Source organism: Halorhodospira abdelmalekii (assembly GCF_016583625.1).
Lineage (GTDB): Bacteria > Pseudomonadota > Gammaproteobacteria > Nitrococcales > Halorhodospiraceae > Halorhodospira > Halorhodospira abdelmalekii.
On the sequence record NZ_NRRN01000037.1, the window covers coordinates 15,307 to 31,283 of the forward strand.

The 15,977-nt window shown below is 65.3% G+C and carries 12 protein-coding genes; 6 read left to right on the forward strand and 6 right to left on the reverse strand.

Annotation, left to right across the window (positions count from 1 at the left end):
• Positions 1 to 4: 4 nt before the first annotated feature.
• Entirely contained in the window at positions 5 to 1,762 is a 1,758-nt protein-coding gene (locus CKO15_RS09655; RefSeq protein WP_200195552.1) for a PHA/PHB synthase family protein, read from the reverse strand.
• 354 nt (positions 1,763 to 2,116) lie between these two features.
• Here CKO15_RS09655 and traF point away from each other — a divergent pair, with 354 nt between their 5' ends.
• Positions 2,117 to 3,532 (forward strand): conjugal transfer protein TraF, encoded by a 1,416-nt coding sequence (traF, locus tag CKO15_RS09660; RefSeq protein ID WP_200195554.1) that lies wholly within the window; start codon positions 2,117 to 2,119, stop codon positions 3,530 to 3,532.
• Positions 3,533 to 3,584: 52 nt separating this feature from the next.
• Here traF and CKO15_RS09665 read toward each other — a convergent pair whose 3' ends face one another.
• The gene (locus tag CKO15_RS09665) at positions 3,585 to 6,167 is read right to left on the reverse strand and encodes an ABC transporter permease (protein ID WP_200195556.1); all 2,583 of its coding nucleotides are present in this window, start codon (positions 6,165 to 6,167) and stop codon (positions 3,585 to 3,587) included.
• 125 nt (positions 6,168 to 6,292) lie between these two features.
• Positions 6,293 to 6,931 (reverse strand): ABC transporter ATP-binding protein, encoded by a 639-nt coding sequence (locus CKO15_RS09670; protein ID WP_242464704.1) that lies wholly within the window; start codon positions 6,929 to 6,931, stop codon positions 6,293 to 6,295.
• A gap of 106 nt (positions 6,932 to 7,037) precedes the next feature.
• Between CKO15_RS09670 and CKO15_RS09675 the strand changes: the two genes are divergently transcribed.
• Entirely contained in the window at positions 7,038 to 7,709 is a 672-nt protein-coding gene (locus tag CKO15_RS09675; protein WP_200195558.1) for an arylesterase, read from the forward strand.
• Between the two features lie 76 nt (positions 7,710 to 7,785).
• Here the strand turns inward: CKO15_RS09675 and CKO15_RS09680 are convergent, their stop codons facing one another.
• Genes CKO15_RS09680 through purE form a run of 3 tightly spaced genes read right to left on the reverse strand, consistent with a single transcriptional unit; the run spans position 7,786 to position 10,355 of the window.
• A complete protein-coding gene (locus CKO15_RS09680; RefSeq protein ID WP_200195560.1) occupies positions 7,786 to 8,709 on the reverse strand; it encodes a recombination-associated protein RdgC in 924 nt (307 codons plus the stop codon).
• A 3-nt stretch (positions 8,710 to 8,712) separates the two neighbouring features.
• Positions 8,713 to 9,867: a 5-(carboxyamino)imidazole ribonucleotide synthase gene (locus CKO15_RS09685; RefSeq protein WP_338036041.1), complete on the reverse strand. Its 1,155-nt coding sequence runs from the start codon at positions 9,865 to 9,867 to the stop codon at positions 8,713 to 8,715.
• Entirely contained in the window at positions 9,864 to 10,355 is a 492-nt protein-coding gene (gene purE, locus CKO15_RS09690; protein ID WP_200195562.1) for a 5-(carboxyamino)imidazole ribonucleotide mutase, read from the reverse strand. The genes CKO15_RS09685 and purE overlap by 4 nt, the downstream gene beginning before the upstream one ends.
• Before the next feature lie 233 nt (positions 10,356 to 10,588).
• On the opposite strand from purE, the gene CKO15_RS09695 reads away from it, so the two are divergent.
• The 4 genes from CKO15_RS09695 to CKO15_RS09710 form a co-directional block, all read left to right on the forward strand.
• Complete coding sequence (locus CKO15_RS09695) at positions 10,589 to 12,121, forward strand: sigma-54-dependent transcriptional regulator (RefSeq protein WP_200195564.1); 1,533 nt, start codon at positions 10,589 to 10,591, stop codon at positions 12,119 to 12,121.
• Positions 12,122 to 12,128: 7 nt separating this feature from the next.
• Positions 12,129 to 13,622, forward strand: coding sequence for a two-component system sensor histidine kinase NtrB (locus CKO15_RS09700; protein ID WP_200195566.1), 1,494 nt, complete (start codon positions 12,129 to 12,131; stop codon positions 13,620 to 13,622).
• A gap of 69 nt (positions 13,623 to 13,691) precedes the next feature.
• Positions 13,692 to 14,837, forward strand: a complete 1,146-nt coding sequence (locus CKO15_RS09705; protein WP_200195578.1) for an esterase/lipase family protein — start codon at positions 13,692 to 13,694, stop codon at positions 14,835 to 14,837.
• Positions 14,834 to 15,977 (forward strand): exodeoxyribonuclease V subunit gamma (locus CKO15_RS09710; RefSeq protein WP_200195568.1); only part of this gene is annotated, 1,144 nt, incomplete at its 3' end. The genes CKO15_RS09705 and CKO15_RS09710, both read left to right, overlap by 4 nt.

The following is a 15,977-nucleotide window of genomic DNA, read 5'->3' on the forward strand; positions in this document are numbered from 1 at the left end:
TCCCTTATTTCTGCAACACGTAGGTGCCCGGGGCGTCAGCCAAGGCCGGATAGCCGGCCGCCATATCACCTAGGCTCGGCGGCGCCACGCGAGCGCTGGAACGCTCCCGCAGCCACGTCTCCCACTCTTGCCACCACGACCCCTTCTTCTGCTCCGACTGGGAGAGAAAGAGATCGGGAGAGAGGTAGGGGTCGGCCGCCTGCCGAGCCAACACTCGGTAAGTGCGCCGCGGGTGATCGGGCGGGGTGACGATGCCGGCGTTGTGGCCACCAGCGGTCAGCGCAAAGGTGACATCGGCGCGCGGCAGCGAGCGGTTGATCTTATAGACCGAACGCCACGGTGCGATGTGATCCTTCTCGGTACCGACGGCGAAGGTCGGCACCTGGATATCGCCGACGTGGATCGGCTGTCCGCCGACGTCGTAGCGATCCTCGACAAAGTCGTTATTGAGAAAGAGCCGACGCAGATACTCGCTGTGCATCCGATAGGGCAAGCGGGTGGTATCGGCGTTCCACGCCATCAGGTCGATGACGTCGCTGCGCTGCCCCATCAGGTAGTCGTGGATCAGTCGCGAGTAGATCAGATCGTTGGAGCGCAGCAGTTGAAAGGCGCCGGCCATCATCTTGCCGTCGAGGTAGCCCTTCTCCCACATCATGTCTTCGAGGAAGGTGACCTGACTCTCATCGATAAAGAGCTCCAGCTCACCCGGCTCCGAGAAGTCGGCCTGCGCTGCGAGCAGCGTCATCGAGGCGAAGCGCTGATCACCGTCGCGCGCCATGGTCGCCGCCGCAAGCATCAACAGGGTGCCGCCGAGGCAGTAACCAACCGGATGCACGGGCCGCTCGGGGACGATGGCACTGATCGCATCGAGCGCATCCATGATGCCCTCGCGGCGATAGTTGTCCATGCCCAGATCGCGATCTTCAGCCCCGGGGTTTTTCCACGAGATGGCGAAGACGGTGTGGCCCTTCTCGACTAGGTATTCGACCAGCGACTTACCCGGGCGCAGATCGAGGATGTAGTACTTCATGATCCACGCCGGCACAATCAAGATCGGCTCCGGGTAGACGGTCTTGGTGTTCGGCTCGTATTGGATCAGCTCCATGATCCGGTTGCGATAGACAACCTTGCCCGGGCTGCAGGCCAGATTCTCGCCGACGCGCCACTTCTCTGCGCCGACCGGCGCTCGACCACTGATCGTACGCTCGGCATCTTCGAGGGCGTTGGCACAGCCGCGCGCTAGATTGGCTCCCCCTTCGCGCAGGGTCTGCTCAAGGATCTCGGGGTTGGTCGCGATATAGTTCGCCGGTGAGTAGAGATCGAGCGCCTGGCGGCTGAGGAAGTTGACGACGTTCTCATTATCAGTCTTGACCCCGCGCACGTTCCGCGTCGCTGCATCCCACCACTCTTGCTGAAGCAAAAATGCCTGATGGAGCAAGTCGTAAGGGAGCTGCTGCCACTGCTCGGCGGCAAACCGCTTATCCCCTGGTGCAGGCTGAATGCACGGCTCAGAGCAAGTCCCGGTCAAGCGACTGACCGCGTAGGTTTGATAGCGGAAGAGGCTGCGCACCGCCTGATCGGCCAGCGCGCGCTGCTTACCAGGGTGGGCGGCGAGATGGATCGCCCAGTCCATGACCGATAGCGACAGCGCCGCTGGTGATAATCCCATCGTGAAGCGCCCGAGGGCCGCTGTGGCCAGCCGATCGGCGGTGTTGGCGTGGCGCTCGCGCTCTTGGGGTTCGGTGATCAGGGAGTAAACCATGGCGTTCTCTCTCGGTTGCAAAGCTTGTAAGGCGTACGGGGCGCTGGGGGTTTTGCGCACCGCACCATTTCATGCGTAAGCGGGCAGGTTGTCAAGCGCTCCGCTGCGACAGCACACACGCTCGACATGCGGCAGACATCTAGACTAATCTCCCATGTAAGGTGTGGCCTCTTGCCGGGCGACTGTTTGCCCGTGCTGCCCGCGCCGGTCACCGCCTTACCAATCACCCCCCGAGCAGCCCCCTAAAAGAGCGGGGAGTCGCCTTCTAGAGCCGGGCGGACACCGAAACAATCAAGCGACCGAACAACCGAACAACCGAACAACCGAACAACCGAACAACCCGAGGATTCTACCATGACGCTGTCGTCGACTCCGTCGCACCCGTCCCTGCTGCGAAGCGCCCTGCTCGGCTCTGTCGGCTTACTGCTGACTCTTCACTGGACGCCAGTCAGCGCCTTCTCCGACCCGCGCGCCATGGGCATGGGGGGCATCGGCACCGCCAGCGCCACCCCGGCCCAGGCCCATCGCTACAACCCCGCCCTGCTTGATGCCCCCTACCGGGAGCAGCGCGGCTACGTCGACTTGCCCGCCGGCGGCCTACGTCTGAGCGATCGCGATGATCTGATCGGTGCGGTGCAGGATCTGGCGGATGCGGCCAATAGCCTTGATCGGCGGGTGAGAGAGCTAGAGCAGGCGCCCCTCTTTTCCAGGGCTGCTGTAGGCAATATCAACGCATACGAAATCGACGACGCTTTTCACCGCATGGACCGCGGCCTTAGCGCCTCCGAACAGTTCGTCTCGGCCCTGGAGAACACCGACGGCCGACCGGCCGAAGCCGAACTCTTCGCTACCGGCACCCTAGCCACGGGCCTAGCCGGTATCGGCTTCTCCGTCCAGGGCGGAGTCCAAGCACTCGGCGGCTTCCAGGTCGAGCTCGACGACCGCGACAGCATCATGCTTAACGAGTACAACGAGGACATGCGTGTACTAACGGACTGGTACGACAACCCTTGGGACCCGCGTTTCCAAGATATCAACGTCTTTCGGGGAGCTCTGGAGCGGATTAGCATCCGAAATTTCAAAGTAGGCGATCAAGGCGTCATCATCGAGATCGAGGTCGAGACCCCGGAGCGGGAAGACCTCCACTCCCAACTCCTGGCCCGCGGCCTCTTGGTGCAGCAGTTCGGCGCCTCTATCGGCCACGGCTTCGCGGTCGGGGGACAGCGCCTCTCCTACGGCGTCACCCCGCGCTGGCTCGGCGTCGAGACCTTCGACTACTCAATCACCGCTGAGGATGACGACTTCTCCCTCGATCGTGGTGTGCGCAGCCATAGCGACTTCGATTTCGACCTCGGGGCCGCGATGCAGTGGGAGCTGACCGGCTCTAAGCTGACCGCCGGCCTGGCCATCCATAACCTTCTCGATCATAGCTTTACGACTAGGTTGGACAACCGCGTTAACATCCCGCGCATCGTGCGCAGTGGTGTAGCGTGGGACCGCGGAAACATGATGTTCGGCGCCGATCTTGACCTGATTGGGCGCGGCCCTATTGCCCGTGGCTTCGACGAAGAGAGCCGCTACCTAGCCCTCGGCAGTGAGCTGCGCTTTATCTCGTTCCTGCCGCTGCGGCTGGGCCTGCGCACCGACCTCTCCGGCCCCTACCCGACGACCCTCCACGGTGGCTTCGGCCTAGGGCGCTATTTCGACCTCGGGATAGCCTACGCCAGCTCGGAGTATCAGGTCGCCAGCCGCCTTGGTTTTCACTGGTAGGCAAGCGGCACGTCTTACCGGTAGGCCGCCGGTTGTCGACAGACCGGTTACGCTACTCGGCGCTGCGCAGCAGCGTCAGCGGGCGGGTCCGGCAGTCGCGGCGCACCCCGAGCCAGCCGGTACCCGCCACCAGCAGGCAGCCGAGCACGGCCGCAAAGGGGATCAGCCGGCCGGCTCCGGCGTAGTCGAACTCAAACAGGAAGTGCGCCACGGCGTAGCCGCCGGCGGCGGCGCCCGCTCCGGCAAGGGACCCAGCGATCGTCCCGATCAGCGCCAGCTCGGCCACCACCCGCCCTTCGATCTGCCAGTGTGAGGCGCCGAGGGCACGCAGCAACGCCGCCTCGAAACGCCGCTCAGCGGCAGCAGTGCGCAGTGCGGCGAGCAGCACGAGCACCCCGGCGAGCAGCGTCAAGGCGGCGATCACCTCGACGACGCGCGTTCCCTGCGCAATCATCTCGCGGGCGGTTGCAATCAGCGCTCCGACGTCGATCGGCGTCACCGCTGGGAAGCGCTGCCCGAGCTCCGGCAGCAACCGGTCGGCCTCGTCGCCCAAATAGAAACTGGTGATGTACTCAGGATGGTAGCCATCGAGTAGCCCAGGGGCAGCGATCACGAAGAAATTCGGCTGAAAGCGATCCCAGCGCAGTGCCCGCAGTGAGGTCACGGTGCCGGTCACCGGCTCGCCGTCGATCTGGAAGGTCAACTCATCGCCAACCACGGCACCGATTCGCTCGGCAAAGCCCTCCTCCAGCGACCACTCAGCAGCGTTCCCCGTCGCTGAGCTCGCAGCGGCGACATCAGCACCAGCTTGGTCGTTCGCCTCCCCCGCGCTATCGCTCGCCTCCGCCCACCAGCGTCCAGCGACGATCTCGTTATCGGCCGGCAGGCGCGCCGACCACGTTAAGTTGATATCGCGTGCCACCATCTGCTGCGTCCGCGAGCGCTCGAAATCGTCCGGGCGGACCGACCCGCCGGCGATCGCCTGCAGACGCCCGCGCACGATCGGATAGAACTCGACGGAGCGATCGAGCTCACTGCCCAAAAATTCCTGCAGCGCCTCGACCTCGCCCGGCGGCACATCAATGAGGAAAGTATCGGGGGCGTCGGCGGGGATATTCGCTTGCCAGGCGTCGAGCAGATCGTCGTGGACGACACTCAGCAGCAGCAGCGCCATCAGCCCTAGGCCGACGGCCACGATCTGCACCAGCGTTGCCCCAGGACGCCGCACCGCGCCGGTCAGCCACCACCACTGCCCAACCCCGAGGCGCCGCGCCGTTCGTAGCGCATAGAGGAGCAACGCCGCACTCACCGCTAAGGCGCCGAGGGCCAGCAGCAGCGCTCCCAAAACGACGGCAGCCACCCGCAACTCGCCGGCCTGCACGATGAGCAGGCCGATCAGGACGCTGCCGGCGACCGTATACGGCACCACGGTGCGCAGCGTATCGGTGCCGGCGGTGCGGCGCAGCACCCGCAGCGGCGGGACATGGCGCAAGCGGACGACACTCGGCAGGGCGAAGCCAAGAACCGCAACCAAGCCGAGCCCGAGCCCGCTCAGCGCCGGACCTAGCCCTGGGGGCGGCAGCTGGGGCGGCAGCACCTCGCCGAGCAGCGCCACCATCACCGCCTGCAGCGCAAACCCGAGCAGCAGCCCGAGCAGAGCGGCGCCGAGGGTCAGCAGCAGCAAGACGGCCGTCTGGACCGCGACGATATCGCGCTGCCGCGCCCCCAGCACCCGCATCATCGCGCTGCGATCGAGCTGTGCTGCGGCGTAGTGGCGAGCCGTCAAGAGCACGGCGGCGGCGGCGACGATGACGGTCAGCAGCGCCGCCAAGCCGAGAAAGCGCTCGGCTTGGTTCAGGATCGCCTCGACCCCTGGCTGTCCCTCGCCACCGCGGCGGATCTCGATTGACTGCTCGACCTGCTCGGCTTGCTCGACTTGCTCGGCTTGCGCTTTAAGCGCGTCGGTGAAGGCGTTCAGCGCCGCCTCGTCGCCGGCGAGCAGCAGTGAGTAGCGCACCTGTGAGCCCGCTACGACCAGGCCGCTCTCCTGCATCACTTCCCAGTCGATCAAGACCCGCGGGCCGAGGGCGCCGAAGAGCTGCGCCCGATCGGGCTCGGCGGTGACCACGCGGGTGATCGGCAAGTCGAGCTCGCCGAGGGTCAGCTCGGCGCCGATCTCGGCATCGAGCAGCGCCAGCAGTCGCGGCTCGACCCAGACCGCATCGCTCGGCAGCTGCGCCGGCGCGACCTCATCACGCCCTCCCGGCTGCTCAGCGGTGCGCAACTCACCACGCAGCGGGTAGCCGGCCTCAACGGCTTTGATCGCCGCTAACTGACTGCGTCCGCCGACGCTGATGACACTCGGAAACTCGACGATCCGCGCCGCCTCAAGGCCGAAGTCGATCGCGGCCTGCCGCCATGCGGCCGGGATCGGTTCGCTGCTACGCACCAGCCGATCGGCGGCAATCAGCTCGCTGGCCTGTCCGGTCGCGACCGCCCCGGCCCGTTCGGTCACCCAGCCGACCGCGCTTACCGCAGCGACCGTCACCACCAGCGCCGCGGCCAAGATCCCCAAACGCCCCGCGCGCAGATCGTGGAAGAGCAGGCGCAGTGCCAGCCGGGCGAGCAGTAGCACTCGCCCCGAGGCACGGCCAGGGGCATGGCCAGGACCAGGACTACGCCCTGGGTTACGACCCGGGTGAGGCCCGCCGTTGGCCTGAGGCCCGCCGTTGCTCGCCGACGCCTCTGCCGCACCCTCCCTCACTCGTGCAACCCTCCATCGCGGAAGTGGCAGACGCGCTGGCAGCGCTCGGCGACCCGTGGATCGTGGGTCACGATCACCAGCGTCGTCCCCTGCTCGTGGTTGAGGGTAAAGAGCAGGTCGATGATCTCTTTGCCGGTGGCATCGTCGAGATTCCCGGTCGGCTCATCGGCCATCACCACCTGCGGCGCGGTGACAATCGCTCGGGCGATCGCGACCCGTTGCTGCTCGCCGCCGGAGAGGCGCTCCGGCGTATGCCGCAAGCGCCCACCGAGGCCAACGCGCTCGAGGGCGTGCTGCGCGGCCGCGGCACTCCCCCGCCCGCCCCCGGTCAGCTCTAAGGCTAAGCGAACGTTCTCGACCGCGGTCAGACCGGGCAGCAGGTGGAAGGCTTGAAAGATGAAACCGAGCACCGAACCGCGCACCGCTGCGCGGCCGTCTTCATCGAGCGCGGTCAGCTCGGCATCGGCGAGCCAGATCTGCCCCTCGCTCGGCTGCTCCAGTCCGGCAAGCAGCCCGAGCAGGGTCGATTTCCCCGACCCCGACGCCCCGAGGATGGCGACACTCTCACCGGCGGCGATGGTAAGATCGAGGCCGGTGAAGAGCGTGACCGCCCCCTCGGGGCCGGCGTACCGCATCCCGAGTTGGCGGGCGCGCAGCACCGGCGGCGCATCGGGTGAAGCGGCAGCATCACCTGGTGAAGCACCTGATGAAGAGGCAGTCACTGCATCGGAGTCTTGCATCATGGTTACTATCCGTCTCCCTCTTTGGCACTCGTTCCGCCTGATCGCCGGTCTGGTCATCGTCCTGGCCCTGGCGAGCAACGCCGCAGCCGCCGAGCGCGGCGAAAACGCCACAGCGGCCGACTCGGCCCCGATCGTGTTGATTTTCGGTGACTCGCTCTCAGCGGCCTACGGCATGGCTCAGGAGAAGAGCTGGCCGGCGCTCCTAGCCGAGCGCCTTGAGGCGTCAGGATACCCGCATCGGGTCGTTAACGTCAGCCGCAGCGGGGAGACGACCGGTGGCGGCTTGCGCCGTCTGCCCGACGCGCTCGAGCGCGTTGAACCGACCCTAACCCTACTGCAACTCGGCGGCAACGACGGTCTGCGGGGCCGGCCGCCGACGCAGATTCGCAGCAACCTTGAGCAGATGCTTGAGGCGATCGAAGCTACCGAGAGCGCGGTCTTGCTGATCGGCATCCGCATCCCACCGAACTACGGCCCGGCCTACACGCAGCAGTTCGAGGCGGTCTACCGCGATTTGGCCGAGGCCCACGATGTGCCGTTGCTGCCCTTTCTGTTGGAAGATATCTGGAACCGCGACGGCATGATGCAGGCCGACGGCATCCATCCGAGCACGCAAGCACAGCCGCTGATCCTGGAGCTGCTCTGGGAAGAGGTCGAGCCGCTTCTATAGATCCGGTCCTGTCGATCTAGTCCGTCAATCCGGCCCCATCGATTCGCTTACATCCGGTCCTATAGCGAACGAACGGCTACCCGGCGTCGGGTCGAGCCCGCTGCTGCTCACCGCCGAACCACTCGAGCAGCCGCGGCAACAGCCCGCGCACCTCAAGTGCCATCAGAACGAAGTCGGCATCAAGACGCTCGGCTTCGCTCTCGGGGTCACGATCGCCGGCCTGCTCCCGGATCAGCTCAAGAAACTTCAACCGCCGCAGCGCCAGCTCACCATCGAGCACGCCGCTTAGGCGCTCGCCCCAGGTCAGGGCCAAGGCGCGCACCCGCTTCCCAGCCTCGATATGCGCTTGGATCTCGGCGCTGGTCAGATCTTGCCGCTTCAGCCGCACCTCGCCACCCTCGGCGCTTGGATCTTCGAGCACCGCCTCCTCGCCGAGTTCGACGTCAGAGGGGGTCTGGCGCTGCGCCAACCAGCGCGTCATCACCGTCCCCGGGGCAAGCTCGGTCTGCGGTGGCGCGAGCTGCAGATCACCCCACGCCTCGCGCAGCTGCTCGATGAAGTGCTCGGCTTGTTTTTCGGAGCCGGCATCGACGACCAAGAAGCCGGCCTCGGTGTCGATATAGCCCCAGATGCGCTTATGGCGACTAAAGGCCCGCGGGAGCAGATCGGCGACGACTTCATCGCGCATGCGCTCGCGCTCACGCTTGCGCACCTTACGGTGCTCAGCGGCCTCAAGCGCCGTTACTCGCTCAGCGAGCGCCTCGCGCACGACGGTTGCCGGCAGGAGTTTCGACTCCTCCTGCAGCAACAAGAGGAGACAGCCGGCGGCGGCGTGGACCAGGGGCGCTTGCGGACCGAGCGGCGGCACGAAGCCACTGCGCTGCGCCTCAAACGCCCCGCACGGGGTAAAGTGCAGATTCGCCAGACGCTGCTCGGCAGCCTCCGGATCGTAGGCGACCGGCTCCCGGAGCCGATAGAAGAGAAGATTCCGAAACCACATTGCTCAGTCGACCTGTAGGTGCGGCGCCAGCCGCTGACGGATCGCCAAGGCCCGCAGGGCAGCATCTTCACGGCTCTCACCGATCACCGTGATATGCCCCATCTTGCGCCCCGGCCGCGGGTCGTTTTTGCCGTAGAGGTGGAGCGTCGCCCCTGGGTCGCTGAAGGCCTCGGCCCACGGCGGCGGTCCGGCCGCCCAGACGTCACCCAGCAGGTTGACCATCGCTGCTGGGGCGTGCAGCCGCGTCTCGCCCAGCGGCAGGCCGCAGACGGCCCGCAGCTGCTGATCGAACTGCGACAGCGTCGCCGCCTCGATCGTCAAGTGACCGGAGTTGTGCGGGCGCGGGGCGATCTCGTTAACCAGCAAGCGGCCGCGCTGATCGATGAAGAACTCGACACAGAAGGTGCCGACCATATCGAGCCCCTCGCCCACCGTACGCGTGATCTCGACCGCCTGCTCGATCACGTGCGGGGCAATATCGGCAACGGCAACGGAAAGATCAAGGATATGGTTGCGGTGCAGGTTCTCGATGACGCCGTAGTGGACGAAATCGCCATCGATGCCGCGTGCCGCCACCACCGAGACCTCCATCGCCAAGTCGATCCGCTCCTCGACGACGGCATCGGTCGCACCCAGTGCCGACCACGCGGTCGCGACCACATCGTCGCCCTTGATGACCATCTGCCCCTTGCCGTCGTAACCCATGCCGGCACTCTTGAGGACCACCGGTCGACCGATCCGGGTCACCGCCTGTTCGGCCTCGTCGCACGAACCGACCGCTTCAAAGGCCGCCGTCGGCAGCCCCTGCTCCTGCAAGAAACGCTTCTCGAGCACCCGATTTTGGGTGATGCGCAGCGCCCGCGGCGATGGTCGCACCGGGGTGATCTCAGCGGCCGCCTCGACCGCCTCGATCGGCAGATTCTCGAACTCGTAGGTCAGTACGCCGACCCCCTTGGCGAAAGTCTCGAGCAGCTGCGGATAGAACTCCGAGCCGTAGGGGCAGTCGGCCACCTGCCCGGCCGGGCTGCCGCGTTCGGTCGCTAGCACTTGCACTCGATAACCGGAACGGCGGGCAGCAAGTGCCAACATGCGTCCGAGCTGGCCGCCGCCCAAGATACCGATATCGGCAACACCGGGGAGGATCGGCGAGGTCTTCACGATAGCTCCTCGTTATAGACACGCTCCGCCTGCTCTTCGCGGAACGCCGCCAACGCTTGCTGATAGCGCGGCGCCTCGGCAGCGAGCAGGGAGACGGCGAAAAGAGCCGCGTTGCGCGCCCCGGCCGCACCGATGGCAAAGGTCGCGACCGGCACCCCGGCCGGCATCTGCACGATGGAGAGCAACGAATCGAGGCCGTTGAGGGCCTTCGACTCCACCGGCACCCCCAGCACCGGTACCGTCGTGTGGGCGGCCAGCATCCCCGGCAGGTGAGCGGCCCCGCCCGCCCCGGCGATGATCGCCCGCAGCCCTCGCCCCTGGGCCTGATCAGCGTACTCGGTCAGCAGGCGCGGGGTGCGATGGGCCGAGACCACCCGGCATTCGTGCGGTACTTCGAACTCTCGCAAAACAGCGGCGGCCTGCGCAAGGGTCTCCCAGTCGGAACGGCTACCCATTACGACGCCGACCCGTGGCTGCGCGTCGGTCATAGCAGATCACTCTCACAAAACGGGATAAGGCGGCGATCGTACCACGAAGCACGCCGCTCTAGGAGGGGCGCCGCATCCTTCCGGCGTATGGCGTGCCGCTGGTGCTGGCGCTGTCGGTGGCGTGGCACCACGACCGCCGAGGGCACTCGAAGGTCACCTTACCGCTAACTGGGCAGCTCTTGCTCGGCACTGGTAAAATGATGTGCGTTGAGGAAGTAGGAACCACCGAATCCATGAAAGGCTGCATCCTGGTCATCGACGACCACCGTGAGGTCGTGTACGCCGTGCGCCGCTTGCTCGAAAGCCACGGCCTAGAGACGCTGAGCGCGGCCACCCCGCAGCAGGCATACGAGCTACTGGATCAGGCCGATGCGCTGATCGTCGATATCCGCCTCGAACACGCCAATGGGCTGGAGCTCCTGCAACAACTGCGCAGCGACGGCTGCACCACGCCGGCGATCATCCTCTCAGCCCACACCTTTCCGGATAACGTCATTGAGGCGAGTAAGCACGGTGCGATCCAGGTGCTCGCCAAACCGATCGACGCCGAGGCACTGATCAACGCCGCCCGTGAAGCCCTCAGGCAGGCAGCACGGCCACAAAGCCCACCAACGACCATCAACCACGAGGCCCACAGCGTACTCGGCACCTCCTCGGCCATGATGGAGGTCTTCAAGGGGCTCGGCATCGCCGCCAACAACACGCTCAATGTTCTGCTCACCGGCGAGACCGGGGTTGGCAAGGAGGTCTCAGCCGAACTGATTCACCGCCACTCGGCACGGGCGCAGCAGCCGTTCATCGCCATCAATTGCACCGCCATCCCGGAGAATCTGTTCGAGACCGAGCTCTTTGGCCACACCTCTGGGGCCTTTACCGGCGCTACGCACGCCTCGAGCGGAAAGATCGAGGCCGCTCGCGGCGGCACGCTCTTTCTTGACGAGATCGGCGATATGCCAGCGAGCTTCCAGGCGAAGCTGCTGCGCTTTCTCGAAGACAAGTGCTTTTATCGACTCGGCGAGACCACACCACGGCAAGCCGATGTGCGCATCATCGCCGCCACCAACCGCGACCTCCTCGGCCAGCCAGAGGAGCGGTCACGCGAGGTCTTCCGCAGCGATCTCTACTTTCGCCTCGCCCAGATTCCGATCGAGATTCCGCCGTTGCGCCAGCGCCTCGAAGACCTCCCAAGCCTCATCGATCTCTTCATAAGACAAGCCAATCAGGAGCTCGGACTTGAGCTGGAAGGGATCAGTGATCAGGCGCTGACGCAAGCCTACGGGCACCCGTGGGCCGGTAACGTGCGCGAACTCAAGAATACCATCTACCGCACGGCAGCCAGGCAGCAGCGCGGGGTGATCGAACAGCTGGAATTGATCAGCGGCGGCGCACCGAGCGGCGACCGTCACTCTTCCTCTGCTCCCAGCGCGGATCAGGCCATCGATCAGCTGATTGATCACGCCCTTGAGCAGGGCAGACTAAGCGCGCTGCTTCAGCAGCTCGAACAGCGGGCGCTGACCCGTGCCCTCTCCTTCTACTCGGGCAATAAAAGTCGGGTTGCCGATGCGCTGGGGATCTCGCGCAACACCCTGCGCGCTAAACTGCGCACCATCGAACCGGACCATTCTGCCGACCCCGTCGATACCGACGGCCCTATCAATAACGCCAGCCCGGTTACCCCTGTCACCCCCATTAACCCGGTCAGCTCCGCCAGCTCCACCGACCCCGTCAACCCCATCGACCCGCACACCAACGGCAGTGAGCGATGACCTGAGCATGACCCGAGTAACGTGGCGCTACCCGCGCAGCCTTGCGGTGCGCTTGAGCGTGACCTTCCTGCTGCTGACCTTGGCGGTTGCAGTCCCTGTCACCCTCACTTTCGACCACTTCGCCCGCTCGATCATTACCGATCGAGTCGAAGCGGTCGAAGACTCCTACCGCCACGGTGTGATCGACTCTGAAGAGCTGGCCGAGGGCTTTTTCGCCATCCGGGTGGCGGCACTCGTTACAGTCGCTCTGACCTCTCTGCTGGCGGCCGTCTTCGGCGCCTGGGCCGCCTTTCGCTGGCGCGCTAGCCTGCAGCACATCCTGCGCCGCGGCCGCGACCAAGCCAGCCGTGTCCAACCATTGGCCCCGCCACCGGAGCAATGCGCACGGGCCTCTACTCTTGAGGGTCCAGCCGATGAACTCGATGAGATCGAAGATCAGCTCATCCACACCTTAGAGCGCCTGAGCCGCTCACAGTGGCTGCTCGATAGCGTCGATGACATCGTCGTCCTCGCCGATACCGACGGCACCATCCGTCACGGCAATGCCGCCATGGGCGCCTCCTGCGCCTGCTGCCCCGTCCCTAAGTGCAGCAGTACCCATATCGCCACCATCATCGGGCAACCGCTCTGGCTGCGCATTCACAACGGCTTGGCGCAGAACCGATCCGGCGGTACCCTAGAGGACGAGGTCACCATCAATGGCCGCACCTTTCCTGCCCTGATCTCATACCGGTTGCAGGATGGGCAGGTGGTGATCAAGCTGACCGATCTGACTGAATATCGCCAGCTCAAAGAGCACGTTGCCAAACTCCAAGCGCTCTCGACGCTCGGTGAGATGTCCACGGAACTTGCCCACGAGATTAAAAACAATATCTTGCCGGTTAAGCTGCTTTGCGAACTGGCACCGATCGCCGCCGACGATCGCACCGCGATCCTCCGCTCGCTCGACCATATTCACAACCTGGTCAACGACTTTATGGACTTCGGCGCCGGCACCTCCAGCAGCAGCCAGGTCAGCGCCCTCGACAAGGCACTAGCGGGCTGGACCGAGTTGCTGCACACCAACGCCAAGAGCAACGGCGTCGAACTCACCCTCGATGCGCCAAGTACCCTTGTCAACATCCCCTCGGGGCTGCGGGTGGTCTACGCCAACCTCGTCCGCAACGCCATCCAGGCCGCCGCCGCAACCCCGCACGGCCGGGTTGCGATCGTCGCCGAGGTCGATGAGCACGGCACCCTAGTGCTGGAGATCACAGACAACGGCGCGGGCATCCCCGAGTCCTTTCGGGCGCAGATGTTTCAGCCGTTTGCCACCACGCGCGCCGAAGGCACCGGCCTCGGTCTGGCACTGGTCGAGCGCTATGTTCACCAAGCTGGCGGCTACATCCGCTGCCACTCCGAGGCGAACCGGGGCACCACGTTCGCCATCTTCTGGCCCCAGGCCGGAACCGGAACCGCCGTGGAACACGCAGAACGACCCGACGCAATGCGCACCCAATGAGCAGTGGAGAAACCTACGATGCCGCCGGTCCGCCCCAATGTCCGCGCTAATCAGCGCCCCAATCGGAGGATGCTCTCCCCCCGGCGCCTACTCGCACTGCTCATCGTCGTGGTCATGCCGCTGCTGCTGCTCGCCGCTTGGCTGAGCTGGAGTGAACACCACCCTGAGCAAGAGCGGGAGCTGCGCGTCGAAGCACACGAACGCCTGCAAGAGTGGTTCCCCGAACAGATGGCATTGCCGGATGAACTCCGCGGTTTCATCCCTCGCTCTGCCGAACACCCGCCCGAGGCACCCCCCGACGTCATCATGTTGCACGGGCTCGATGAACCCGGCGGCATCTGGGATGCGCTCGTCGACGCCCTCGATGAGGCTGGACACAACGGCTGGGAGTTTCGCTATCCCAACGATCATGCCATCGATCACAGTGCCGATCTGCTCGCCAAACACTGGCAGCAGCTCGACACCGATCAGCCGGTGACTTTGATCGGCCACAGCATGGGCGGCCTGGTCATCCGCGATTTCGTCACACGCTGGCGCTATCCAACCGCCAAAGAGGCAGGAGAGGAGAGAGGGCTAGAGGCACGAAGAGAGACGCCCATAGGAGGAACACCAGCTGCAGGAGAGAGACAACAAAACGACGCCGGAGAGGATTCTAAAGGTGCGCTGCAGGCGCCGATCGAAGGCCCTGAAGTAGAGCGGGTTATCCTCGTCGGCACCCCCAACCACGGCTCAGAGTGGGCGCGTTTGCGGGCCTGGCTGGAGGTGCGCGAGTGGATCACCGATATTCGCGAGCGGCGCTTCTCGCTCTTCGCCAGTCTGCGCGACGGGACCGGTGCCGCCAAGATCGACTTGCGCCCGGATAGCCAATTCCTCGCCGAGCTCAACGCCCGGACCTGGCCCGACCAGATCCCGGTCTACATCATCGGCGGAGTCTTAAGTGAGCCGACCCCAGCGATGCGCGAAAGCTTAGCCGAACTCGGTGAACAGCTCGGCGATCAGCGGGTCGTTGAGCAGGTCATCGAGTGGTGGGGCGAGACGGGCAGGACGCTGGGCGATGGCGTCGTACCGGTCGACTCCCTGCCGCTCGAAGGACAGCCGAAGCCGCTGCTGTTTGAGGCGTCGCACCGCGGCCTGCTGGTGCCGGGACCGCTGAGCGAAGAGCAGCCGCCGGCGATTGCTCCGATACTCAAGATCCTCGAGGGTGAGTCGTCGTGATCCACACCCTCCCCGGCAATCGCCTTGAGCACTTGATCGACCCGCTCGCCACCCTGCTGGCGATGCCGGTGGATACCCCCCTGCAGCCCGATATCATCATGGTCCAGCACCCGGGCATGGCACACTGGCTGAGCATGCGCCTAGCCGAGCATCCGCAGCGGCGCATCGCGATGAACATCGAGTACCCGCTGCCGGTGAATCAGATGTGGCGGCTGATTCGCGCACTGCTTGGCGATGACGAGGTGCCGGTCAGCTCCCCCTACCAGCGCGAGGTCTTGACCTGGCGACTCTACCGCCTCTTAGCGAGCCCGACGGTAACCGATCACGACGCCTTCGCCGAACCGAACCGCTACTGGCAGCAACAGAGCGCGCGGCAGCAAGCGCTGCGCCGTTTTCAGCTCGCCGAGCAACTGGCCGATCTCTATGAGCAGTATCAGCTCTACCGCCCCGACTGGATCTTCGATTGGGATCGCGGCCGCGAGCAGCACTGGCAAGCGGCCCTGTGGCGACTCTTAACCGCCGAGCACGCTGCTCACCCGCTGCGTCTGCTCGAACGTGCACAGGGGCGCATTGAGACTCCGGCCCAGCCCCTGCCGCAGCGCCTCTTTCTCTTCGGCATCAATACGCTCGCCCCGGTGTGGCTCGACTTTATGGCGGCGCTGGCCGAGCGCAGCGGCATCGACTTTCATCTTTTCTATCTCAATCCCAGCGATGAGTACTGGGGCGACTTGGTCAGTGAGAAGCAGCAGGCGCGTCGCCGCGCGCAGTGGCTGCGGGCTCACACTGCTAAGCCGCCTACCCAGCCCCCGGCAATACACTTCAGCGACGACGCTGGTGACCATAACGGCTGCGGCTGCGACGACGGCGACGGCAACGGCAACGGCAACGGCAACGGCAACGGCAACGACACGATCACCAGTGGCAGTGAAAGCAACAGCGAGGGTGACGACCACCTTCGAGGTGCCGAGCGGTGGGAGACGGAGACCTCCGAGGCCACCGATCCACTGCTGCTGGAGGCCGGCAACCCGCTCCTCAGCGGCCTCGGCGAACAGGGGCAGCAGTTCGTCCGCCTGCTCAGTGGCGCAGCCAACCTCGAAACACCGCTCTTCTTAGAGCCCACGGATGAGACCCTGCTCGCAG